This is a genomic window from Dolichospermum sp. UHCC 0352 (assembly GCF_009711925.1).
Taxonomy (GTDB): domain Bacteria; phylum Cyanobacteriota; class Cyanobacteriia; order Cyanobacteriales; family Nostocaceae; genus Dolichospermum; species Dolichospermum lemmermannii.
The window spans coordinates 77,110-88,234 of the sequence record NZ_VIKY01000191.1 but is presented as its reverse complement, the minus strand read 5'-3'; the positions used below and the strand labels follow the sequence as shown (position 1 = coordinate 88,234).

Sequence of the window (11,125 nt, the reverse complement as noted above, 5' to 3'; positions counted from 1 at the left end):
CGCTGTCCAGATGTGTCTAGACTTTGGTGATTTTGGGTAAGTTTTATAGAACGGAAGACAATTATTGATAGTGTTGAGTGGATATAGATATTAGAAGATAATATGAAGAGTTCAGTGGCTGTACTACCACCGTTTTTGGTGCTGGATCAATTGTTGCAAAGTTGGTTGTTGGAAGATATTGGTAGAGGAGATCGCACTACTCAATCTTTATTATCCCCAAATTCCGCGAGAGGACAAGCTAAGTGGATAGCTAAAGCACCTGGGATAATTGCGGGTTTACCAGTTGCGGCTAGGGTGTTTAAGCTTTTAAATAATGAGGTTGATTTTATCAGTTTGACTGATGAGGGTACACCATCTGAACCGGGACAGGTGATAGCAGAAATCAATGGTTCTCTGGATACGCTGTTGATGGGGGAACGGGTGGCGTTGAATTTGGTGATGCGGTTAAGTGGAATTGCGAGTTTGACTAATATATATGTGAAAAAAATAGCTGACTTACCTGCTCAGTTGGTGGATACGCGCAAAACTACTCCAGGGTTGAGGATTTTGGAGAAGTACGCTAGTGCTTTGGGTGGGGCGATGAATCACCGCATGGGTTTGGATGATGCGGTGATGATTAAGGATAATCATATTGTTGCTGCTGGAGGAATTGGGGAGGCTGTTACCCGCATTCGTTCTCATGTTCCTTATCCTCTGACTATTGAGGTGGAAACGGAAAATTTAGCTCAGGTGCGGGAAGCGTTACAGCACAAAGTTGATATTATTATGTTGGATAATATGTCTTTGTCTATGATGAGTGAAGCTGTATTATTGATTCGTGAAGAAGATAGTCGGGTGAAGATTGAGGCTTCGGGAAATGTAACCTTGGAGACTGTTCGCGCTGTGGCGGAAACTGGTGTTGATTATATTTCTACTAGTGCGCCTATTACTCAGTCCAAATGGTTGGATTTGAGTATGAGAATGGTAAACTGTCTGATAGCGTAGCGTGGCGCAAGCCATATCAGGATATCCACCGATTAAAGGATTAACAGGATGAGAAATTTACCAATTACCAATTACCAGGCTCAATTAGATGACTAGCAACTTGAGTTAATAGAGGAACTGGGAAATTCTCTCTACAGCAGTTTCTAAGATTTCTGGTTTTTGTACTAATGCAAAGCGAACGTATCCTTCACCGAATTGACCGAAGCCGACTCCTGGCGAAGCTGCTACACCTGTTTGTTTAACTAATTCGGTGCAGAATTCTATGGAATTATGACTCCATTGTGGGGGTAGTTTTGCCCAAATGTACATTGTGGCTTGGGGTGTGGGAACGTTCCAACCAATACGGTGTAAGGCTTTGATGAAGGTGTCGCGGCGTTGACGAAAAGTATCAACGGCAGATTTTACACCATCTTGGGGTCCGGTGAGGGCAGCGATCGCTCCGTTCAAAATTCCCAAATATTGGTTAAAATCAACGGTGGCTTTGATTTGCTTTAAGGCTTGAATTAATTGCGGATTCCCAATTGCATAACCAATGCGGAAGCCACCCATATTATAAGACTTAGACAGGGTAAAGAATTCAATGGAGACGCTTTTTTCGGGGTCTGCTTGCAATATTGAGGGAACAAGAGATTTTGAAGTTTGGGTTTCTGCTGCGAAAACTAAGTCTACGTAGGGGAAATCGTGAACGAGGACTATATTATGTTGTTGACAAAAGGCTACGGCTTCTTGAAAGAAGGATAACGGGGCGATCGCACTGGTAGGATTATGGGGATAGCTTAATACCATTAACCGCGACTGGGCTAAAATGTTGGCGGGAATATCACTAAAAACTGGTAAAAAATTATTTTCTGGTTTTATTGGCATGGTGTAAATTTGACCACTAGCCAAGTATACTCCCCCGGCATGGGAAGGATAACCAGGATCTAATAATAAAGCAAAATCGCCGGGATTAAGCACGGCTAAAGGCAAATGGGCTGTCCCTTCTTGAGAACCAATCAGGGGTAAAACTTCTGTTTCTGGGTCAACTGGGATACCGAATTTTTGCTCGTACCACTGGGCTGCGGCTTGACGGAAATTTTGAGTACCACGAAATAATAAGTAGCCATGAGTGCTAGGATCATAGAGAGATTGGGCGATCGCTTCTATGACGTGATTCTCGGCTGGTAAATCTGAAGAACCCAAGGACAAATCAATTAATTCTCTTCCAGCAGCCAAAGCAATGGTCTTGGCTGTGTCCATATCCGCAAATACATTAGATTTTAAAGGTTGTAACCGGGTGGCAAATTGCATTTTAATTATTAGTCATTGGTCATTAGTCATGAGTGAGTGATCAGAAACTATGGAGTTTTGATCACTGACGGGTAACTAATTATTATTTAAATGCTGATCTAAAAAACTGAGTAATTTATTTTTACTAATTACTCCTTCAGTAGATTCTAATACTGTTTCTCCTCTTAGTAACCTAAGAGCGGGAAGACCTTCTACCCGATATTCCTTGACAGCGACTGGATTGGGATCAGCTTCTATCTTAACAATTTTTAAGCGATCGCCATAAGTTGTTGCAGCCAAGTTAATCAGTGGTGACATCAATTGACAAGGACCACACCAGGAAGCCCAAAAATAGACCAATACAGGCTGCTCGGCTTTTAATACTTCTGTTTCAAACTCAGCATCAGTGATAGTGATTATACACTTGTTCATTATAATCTCCATTAGGCGGTATTGATCAAAGTTGACACACAGAATAGAGAATACTTTATCCCAATCTGTTCCCACTTCACTATTTATAGCAGGCAGAGGGAAATGTTTATTTCGTTTTACTCAAAAATCAGAAAGTACAAACTATATAGATTTGAAAAATGATTGTGAGACAACAGAGGATTTCTCACCTATGCCTACTTGCTTATAATTGTCAACTAGATAATACTTAAAAAATTCTGTTATTTTATCAGGCAAATATTATTACAGCATATTGCAGGTTAATAAAGGACAAAGCTTAGTGATAAAGCTATATGGCTCTAGGGGTTGAGTAATGCTGTAATGTCAGTATTTATAAAAATATTTTCAATGCTTATTGCAAATAGTTGACAAAAACAGCGATAAAGATTTATGCTATTTTTTGTCATTAACTACGCCAATTTAATACCTTAATCAAAATCACTAGTCGTGAAAACTCTTGACTAGTAAGCTTTTTATTGAGGATAAGTGAGTATTGTCGTGACAAAAGAACCAATAAGTATTTGGAAAAATTATTTTGTTAATGCTAAACAGTGTCAAAATAAGCCTTGGAGAAAATTTACTAATAGCTAAACTACAAGCTTATTCACAATTTTTGGCAACTAAATGCGATTACTTTAATTTATCCGAGAGGAGGATTACTTAAATGATGAAAGAAGAATATACCGACTTAGTCAACACAGAGTTTCCTAGACAGCTAGATATCGCCAAAATCAGCGTTTATGGCTTAAGTATTCTTTCAGCAGCATTGTTTCTTTCTCTGCCTTTTTTTAACATCTTCAATCCTAGTCCGTGGCAAAGATGGATAGGTACAGTACATGGCTTCGGTTCTTTACTATCCACAGTAGTTGCAGTGTATACAGGACATTTAGCCTTTCCCTTGCTGCGGGGAGGGAGTAAAATTTTACCGCAGATGCGGACTTTGACATTTTGGTCAACAGCGATCGCATTTTTAGGTATTGCCACAGGCAACTTAGCATATATGCGCTACCGAGCTAATATAGAATTTGGTGGCGCTCGTGCGTGGTTAATAGAAAATACACCATTAGGACAATACATATTAATGGAATATCACGAATTTACCGTGTTATTTACATTGCCAATAGGTGTAGCTTGTACGTTGATTTTGTGGCAATATGGCGACTCAATTTTAGAAAAAGAAAATCGCCCAGTTTTAACAGCAACTTGTGTGGCTTTAATGGGAATGATGTTTTTTGCAATGGGTGGACTAGTCACCGGACTTAGTATTGCAAAACTTCATACTTTGTAAGTTTTTCAATGTTAACTATTAACCAATAAAAATCAGAAAATGACTAAAGATCTATCACGGGCATCTGAATTTAAAACAGAGCCTATCTATGGCAAAATTTGGAGTTCATTGAAAAGATTTCCTGGTGTTTTAGCTAAAGGAGCAAACAAGCCGCCTGCAACTTCTGGTCCTGCCGCCGCAGCATTAATTAGTGGAGGAATAGGATGTTTTACGATGATGGTGGCACATCATTTATCAGACACATCTAAACAGCGAGAAAAAATACTTAAAGACCTTGGTGGTTGGATACCCGGAAGCCATAATCCTAGTAAACTTTGGGGAAACATTGGCAGCTATGCCGGCAAAGAAACTATGTTGCTGATTGGTTGGCTGGTCAGTTGGGTGATTCTTTACTTTTTGTGGAAAGACAAACAAATTAAATCTAAAACCATCTTTTTCTGGATATTTTTCCTATTTGTTGCGGCTACAGCTATGAGTTGGCATCCCCTGTTTCCATATTTACCTTTGCATTAAAGATTGAGGAATTTAAAAATGCTACAAACGCCAAGAGACGTTCTTGAAAAAAGAATGCACAAGTATGTTTTTGGTTTAGTAGGAGTGTTTCTTTTGTTTGCAATTACCTTACCGATTGCTTGTTTAAGAGTAAAGCAAGATAAAAGACTTATTAACTACAACTTCCATTTAAAGTCTTTAACTTTGGAAGGTAAATTAGTTGAACCCTCTAGTCCATCACAAGAGACTCAGCCACAGAAGCATTAAAAAATGAAAAAACTACAAAAATCAAGAGACCCACCAAGCGGTTTAAACTCTTGATTTGGTAACCACAAGATTTTGTTGTTGGTTTATAATCCGTTAAATATTGTCAAATATCTGGAACATATTTGCATTCATATTTTGACCCCAGAATTTTGCTTCAGTTGAGCGATGGCACTTCGTGCTGGCTAAGGGCGATATCACTTCGCTGATTGCTTGTGGACTGGGTAATATTTTCATGGGCATTTACCATACCAATTTTTAGGAAATTTTCTCAATGATATTCAACGCAAATGACACATCTTCTCTGCTTCCAGGCAGCACCGCCTTTCCAATAGGTAATTTATCCGACCCATTATTACCCCTAAATCCCCCACCCCTCGGCTCTGCTGCCCCTATCTATGGCACAGGGGCGGATGATGTGATCAATGCCGTAAGCAAAGTTGTCGTCTACGCTGGTGATGGCAACAACGTCGTTCTCACGGGCAACTACAGTGATGTGATTTATGCTGGCTCTGGTCGGGACATTATTGATGCAGGCAAAGGCAACAACTTCATTTCTGCGGGAGAAGGAGTAAACCTGATCACCACTGGGTTGGGTAATGATGTCATCTACTCCGGTGCGAGTAGTGATTTTATTGATGGGGGTGCTGGGAATAATGTCATCTTTGCAGGGGAAGGCAACAACCGCATCCTGACGGGTAAAGGCAACGACACAATTTATGCCGGGGCAGGGAACGACACGATCTACTCTGGTAAAGGCAACGACACAATTTATGCCGGGGCAGGCAACAATGTGATCAACGCAGGTACTGGGAATGACTCGGTGTACCTCGGCAGCACCGGCAAAGACAAGCTAATCCTGGAAGGCGGCACAGGTTCCGTCGCTGTGTGGGGGTTCAATACCACGTCCGACAAAGTGCGGTTGGGGGAAAGCTTACTGGGTAAATCCCTCAGCTTTACCAGCAGCAATGGCGACACCTTGGTGTATGCGGGTAATGATCTTCTCGCAACGCTCAAAGGAGTGGCATCTGGATCTCAGGCTTTGGTGGACAACGGACCACTCTACCGTTACGCAGCAACTGATTTGGGTTCTCTCAGTACCAACCCTAATGGTTCAGTTAACGTAGCTTCGATTAACGACTTAGGACAAATCGCCGGACGCTTTGACACAGGCGCAACTTTCACCAATACAAACGCCACCACGGGTGTAGTAAATACTAACAACCTCGTGCGTCAAGGCTTCATCTGGGAAAATGGCGTGCAAACTGCCATAACCAGCACTGGATTGAAAAATGGTCAGTCTGATTTCGGTGCAGCAAATGGCGAAACAGTCACCCTGCTCACCCCCAATGTTAACACCATTAGCGATCGCGGTGTAATCCTGGGAACGGCTGATGAAGTGCGACAACCGAATCCTCTAGCCACGGACCGCGCCCTAGTTTGGGAAAAGAACGGCAGTAGCTACAACCTGACAATCAACGACTTTGGGGGCGTGGAGAGCTACTTCTTGGACATCAACAACAGGAACCTCATCTCTGGTCGTAATATTGAAGCATCAGGTTACGACAACCCGCTTTACTGGGAAAATGGCGTGGTAACTGCCTTGACAGATCTGTCCGTGAGCGGCGACGGCGGCACAGCCCGTGGAGTCAACGGTAATGGTCAAATCGTCGGATATGTGGACAGCGACCGAGTTTTGGATGGATCTGCCAAGAACACCGCCATTGTGTGGAATAAAGATGCCAACGGTGTATATCAACTCACTGATTTAGGCACTTTTGGTGGAGACCAAGCTACCTTGCGAGATATCAACAACGCGGGTCAGATTATTGGTTCTTCAACTAGTGGTAGTGGCAGCACCGCGACTAGTACGCCATTCTTGCTCCAAGCAGATGGTACATTCACTGCGATCGGTAGCTTAGGCGGTAACACTGGTTCTGTTAACGGAATCAATGAATTTGGTCAAGTCGTAGGGGCTTCTCAAATCGCCGCAGCTACAAATCATGCCTATGTTTGGAGCGGCGGTGTGCTGTCTGACTTGAACAACTTGCTGACCACACCGCTTACCTATAACGGTGCGACTGTAACTTTGACAAGTGCCACTAGCGTTAACAACTTCGGACAAATCGTGGCGACTGGAACCTATACTTACGTGGATAACTCAACTGCAACTCCAACCACCAAAACAGGGACTCGATCCTACGTGCTGAATGTTGCTTAGTAGTATTTAGGAAGTCACCAGAATTAAAAGGGGTCTGACTCCCGATGGGAACAGTAAATAGGAAAAACTGTTCCCTAATTTATCAATAATTTAGCAATTACCTTATCATTAACTGTGGTAGCTTAGATGTTACCGTGAAAATTTGGCGATCGCATAGATTATAGATATTGAAATTAAGCCTTTTTCAGATATTTACAATTATCCTTTTGACAGCAGTTTTCATATATATGAAAAATCCCACACAAATCAGATGTGTGGGATTAACTGGATTAAATTATCTGTAAAAACTACAGATTATCCAATTGTTTGCGTAGAGCCTCTAATTCAGCATCAACTGGTTGAGCAGGTTTAGTTGTACTGGTTGGTTGTGCTGGAGTTGCGGTGCTGGGTTGTTCTGGGGTGAGTAGTTTTGGTTCGGGTGCAGGTGCGAGCGATGCTTTCATTGCAGCTAATTCATCATCAACATCACTACCAGATTCCAAACGTGCAAATTGGTTTTCTAAATCTGAACCTACTAATTCTGCGGTAGACTGAGCGCGAGATTCTTGAAGCAACACTTTTTCTTCCATGCGCTCAAAAGCGGACATGGCACTGCTGGTACTCATCCCACTCACCATATTTCCCAATTGTTCTTGGGCTTTGGCCGCAGTAATCCTGGCTTTGAGCATTTCTTTCTTGGTTTTGGCTTCAGAAATTTTGCTCTCTAACTGGATTAAATTCTTTTTGAGACCTTCAACTTGAACAGTTTGCTGATCTAGACTAGTTTTTAAAGCCGTAGCAGTATCAGTGTAAGTTTTCTTCCGCTCTAATGCTTGACGTGCTAGGTTTTCATCACCTTTTTGGAGGGCAAGTTGGGCGTTGCGTTGCCACTTATTAATTTCATTTTGTCCCTCATTATACTGCTTCTCTGTACGTTTTTGGGCAGCGATCGCTTGCGCTACCCCTTGACGCAACTTCACCATGTCCTCTTGCATTTCCAAGAGGGCTTGTTCCAGCATTTTTTCTGGATCTTCGGCTTTACTGACTAAATCGTTGAGGTTAGCACCAACTACTCGTTTAAGGCGATCAAATAATCCCATAAATTTATTTTTCCTTTAGAGGTTTACGCTCTTGGTTAGATAGTTAGCTTTTCTACTATATTAATAGCTACCCATGCCAATGTAGTCTTTCCAGTCTGAATTACTATCTTTTTTTCTATTCTGAATCATGAACCTATCAATTAGCTATATTAACCAAGCAAACTTATTATTCGGGTGTTTTGGGTAAATTATGATCTGGTTGAGGATTTTCTCCTTGATTTAGCATATAAGTTTTCATTGCTGCCAGTTCTGTATCAATATCATGATCAGAATCTAAGGATGCAAATCTTTTTTCTAGATCATCACCACCCAGTGTACTAGCAACTTCTGATTGTGCTTCTATCTGTAAAACTTTTTCTTCCATTCGTTCTAATGCACCTAAACTAGATGTGGCAGAAGCACCAGTTAGCATTTCCTGAAGCCGATAAGAAGCTTCGGCCGAACGTGCGCGAGCGATATACATATCTTTTTTGGTTTTCACTTCAGCCAGTTTTAACTCTAGAGTCCGCATATCTTGCTTTAATTTGGCGACTACATCTTTTTGATGTTGAATTTGACTGGTTAAGGTTGTAGCGGTTTCTTGGTAAAATTTGCGTTTGGTGAGGGCTTCCCGTGCGAGAGACTCATTGCCTTGCTGGAGGGCTAATTGGGCGCGACGATACCATTCCTCAGATTGGGATTCTCCTGCGGCTGCTTGGCGTTCTGTGCGCTTTTGGGTGGCGATCGCTTGAGCTACCCCTTGACGCAATTGTACCAAATTCTCCTGCATTTCCATGAAAGCTTTTTCCAGAATTTTTTCTGGATCTTCTGCATTGCTGACTAAACTATTGAAATTAGCGCGAATCACCCGCAGAATACGGTTAATAACTTCCATGTTGGCTCTACCGAATGAGTATGAATTAGCCAGACTTCGCCCCGCTTCGCTAACACGCAAAGGCGCAAAAGCGCAAAGGTAAGAGTTTTCGGAATTAAAATTAAGTAAATTTCATTCCTGAATTCAGCAATACCAAGGTTTTTTTTATTATGGCTCTTCTAACCGTCCTTTGATCCCTTTTGCTTCTAGTTCTTGCAATTTCCGCTTAATCTCATCCTTGGTTTTCAATGCACCTAAATAAATAAATTTTTGATTGGGTGATAAATAAGCATCAGGAACTACTTGCTTTGCTGCTGTTAAAGCTTTGTCGCCTTGATTATCAGCAATAATATAATAGTAGCCGTTAGTTGACAGTTTCACATCTTCTGTAAGGGGTGATGCGGTGGCTGTAGGCTTTGGTAGAGGTGTGGAAAGAGTAGGAAGAGGGGAAAGAGTGGGTAATGAAGTTATAGGAGTTATAGGAGTTATGGGGGGTTGAATAGCTAGGGGAGTGGGGACGATTTGGGGAGTAGGTTTAATCTTTGGTGTTAAATCTACGATATCTTGAGGATTTCTGATTTGTCGAAATTCTTGGGTAGCTAAATTAGGATATTTGGCTATGGGAGTGATTTTGGGTTCGCTAGTTGGTTGAGAATTATTTTCTATTACTTCAGTATTTACCGCAATTGGTGATGAATTATTGTTTGGTAAGTTACTGAAATTAAATTTAGGCAAAGTTTTGGGATTTAAGACTACATAACCTAAAGTTAAAGTTGCTAACAATAGCAATAGCATTGAACCAATTTCCAGAGGGGATAGCACACTGTCACGGGATTTGGGAGAATTAGGAGTTTGAGTTTGTGGTGCTTCGGCAGTCAAACTCCGTAATAATGCTTCACTAGATTCTAAATAATCATCTGGTTGTTTAGGAGTATCGTTTGTGGTGAGGAGGGTTTGGTTTTCAACAGATTGAATTTTGGTGGGAACTATACTACTGCTAGATTTTTCTAAGTTTGGAGGGGTGGAGGTTTCTTCTATTTCGGAAATAGCAAACTCTTGGGGAAAATTAATTGCTTCAGTCTCTCTCGTCAACAACGGATTTTCTGGGGGAGTGGCTATGGGAGGAACTGCTGGTAGTTGAATATCTGTTAACAAGGCTGTTTTTTTATTTCTTGTGTAACTTTCTACACTGCTTAATGGTTGTTGTCTGGCGTTTTTGCGTGTCCGTCGGTATCTGGTTAATTCTTGATCTAATTGTACTTCTAAACTAGCCAGTGCTGTAGTCAGAGCAGGGTTTAAGACTGGTGTTTGTGAAGAATCTATAAGAGGATTTTGATTCATTGTTTAAGATGGAGTTAGGGTAGATGATTAAATTAATTTTCAATATAGTAGCGAAAATTGTTTGCCAGTATTCAGCTATTTTACTTAACTTACTGGTTAGAAGTATAGCTGAGAAAATGCTGCTGTTGCCTATTCCCTAACTAGTAAATTCAGGTGTACTGTATTCAATTTGCACAATTTTGACAGGCAAGACTTAGGCGTGAGCGATTTGTAGAATGCTGCCCGTCCTACAATAGTTAAAATAGTAAAACTACTAACAAAATATGTCTTTTAAGTCAATTGATCAGGTTTTAGGGAATATTCAACGTTCACCACAATGGCAAGCACAGGTATTTCCACGGTTGCTGAAGTGTTGGGTGGAAGTTGTGGGGACTGCGGTTGCTGCTCAAACTCGTCCTTTGTCAGTTCAACGTGATGTAGTGTGGGTAGCAACTTCTAGTGCTGCTTGGGCGCAAAATTTGACCTTTGGACGGAAAACTATATTGATGAAATTAAATGATAAGCTGTCCACCTCTTTGGTGGATATTCGTTTTTCGACAGCAGAGTGGAAAAATTCCTCAACGACGGGAACAGAACCAACTGTTTCGGCATCTGAACATCCTAGTTATGTAGTTGATGATTTAACTACTGAGAAGTTAGTTATATCTAGTCTTGACAATGCTTTGGGTGTTTTTGAGAATTGGGCGAAGAAGATGCAAGAGCGATCGCATCATCTCCCTTTATGTCCCCAATGTCAATGTCCCACTCCACCGGGTGAACTAGAACGCTGGGATGTTTGTTCTCTCTGCTGCACTAAGCTGTTAGGGTAGAAAATAAGCCCTGAATTAAAAATATTGAACTATTATAAATCATTGAGTAAAGTAGATGCTAAGGATGAATTTTAA

The 11,125-nt window shown here is 41.3% G+C and carries 11 protein-coding genes; 6 read left to right on the top strand and 5 right to left on the bottom strand.

Translation table 11 applies throughout. The annotated features are described in order from the left end of the window. Positions 1 to 102: 102 nt before the first annotated feature. Complete coding sequence (nadC, locus tag FJR06_RS13385; RefSeq protein WP_015081569.1) at positions 103 to 984, top strand: carboxylating nicotinate-nucleotide diphosphorylase; 882 nt, start codon at positions 103 to 105, stop codon at positions 982 to 984. A 105-nt stretch (positions 985 to 1,089) separates the two neighbouring features. Here nadC and FJR06_RS13380 read toward each other — a convergent pair whose 3' ends face one another. Both FJR06_RS13380 and FJR06_RS13375 read right to left on the bottom strand, forming a co-directional pair. Continuing rightward, positions 1,090 to 2,274, bottom strand: coding sequence for an LL-diaminopimelate aminotransferase (locus FJR06_RS13380; RefSeq protein ID WP_041458151.1), 1,185 nt, complete (start codon positions 2,272 to 2,274; stop codon positions 1,090 to 1,092). Between the two features lie 75 nt (positions 2,275 to 2,349). Beyond that, a complete protein-coding gene (locus tag FJR06_RS13375) occupies positions 2,350 to 2,685 on the bottom strand; it encodes a co-chaperone YbbN (RefSeq protein ID WP_041458152.1) in 336 nt (111 codons plus the stop codon). Positions 2,686 to 3,367: 682 nt separating this feature from the next. Here FJR06_RS13375 and FJR06_RS13370 point away from each other — a divergent pair. The 4 genes from FJR06_RS13370 (at position 3,368) to FJR06_RS13355 (ending at position 6,968) form a co-directional block, all read left to right on the top strand. Further along, on the top strand, positions 3,368 to 3,991 hold the full coding sequence (locus FJR06_RS13370; protein WP_015081572.1) for a hypothetical protein: 624 nt from the start codon (positions 3,368 to 3,370) through the stop codon (positions 3,989 to 3,991). Between the two features lie 39 nt (positions 3,992 to 4,030). Next, positions 4,031 to 4,504 carry a hypothetical protein gene (locus tag FJR06_RS13365; protein ID WP_015081573.1) on the top strand — a complete coding sequence of 158 codons (474 nt, stop codon included), beginning with the start codon at positions 4,031 to 4,033 and terminating at the stop codon, positions 4,502 to 4,504. Between the two features lie 18 nt (positions 4,505 to 4,522). After that, the gene (locus tag FJR06_RS13360; RefSeq protein ID WP_015081574.1) at positions 4,523 to 4,750 is read left to right on the top strand and encodes a hypothetical protein; all 228 of its coding nucleotides are present in this window, start codon (positions 4,523 to 4,525) and stop codon (positions 4,748 to 4,750) included. Between the two features lie 271 nt (positions 4,751 to 5,021). Continuing rightward, entirely contained in the window at positions 5,022 to 6,968 is a 1,947-nt protein-coding gene (locus FJR06_RS13355; protein WP_015081575.1) for a serralysin-like metalloprotease, read from the top strand. A 287-nt stretch (positions 6,969 to 7,255) separates the two neighbouring features. Here the strand turns inward: FJR06_RS13355 and FJR06_RS13350 are convergent, their stop codons facing one another. The 3 genes from FJR06_RS13350 to FJR06_RS13340 all read right to left on the bottom strand — a co-directional run bounded on the left by FJR06_RS13350 (position 7,256) and on the right by FJR06_RS13340 (position 10,241). Then, positions 7,256 to 8,047 (bottom strand): PspA/IM30 family protein, encoded by a 792-nt coding sequence (locus FJR06_RS13350; protein WP_015081576.1) that lies wholly within the window; start codon positions 8,045 to 8,047, stop codon positions 7,256 to 7,258. Positions 8,048 to 8,213: 166 nt separating this feature from the next. After that, entirely contained in the window at positions 8,214 to 8,921 is a 708-nt protein-coding gene (locus FJR06_RS13345) for a PspA/IM30 family protein (RefSeq protein WP_168651590.1), read from the bottom strand. 147 nt (positions 8,922 to 9,068) lie between these two features. Then, entirely contained in the window at positions 9,069 to 10,241 is a 1,173-nt protein-coding gene (locus tag FJR06_RS13340) for a hypothetical protein (RefSeq protein ID WP_168651589.1), read from the bottom strand. A gap of 263 nt (positions 10,242 to 10,504) precedes the next feature. On the opposite strand from FJR06_RS13340, the gene FJR06_RS13335 reads away from it, so the two are divergent. Continuing rightward, on the top strand, positions 10,505 to 11,050 hold the full coding sequence (locus FJR06_RS13335; protein ID WP_015081579.1) for a DUF721 domain-containing protein: 546 nt from the start codon (positions 10,505 to 10,507) through the stop codon (positions 11,048 to 11,050). Positions 11,051 to 11,125: the final 75 nt, after the last annotated feature.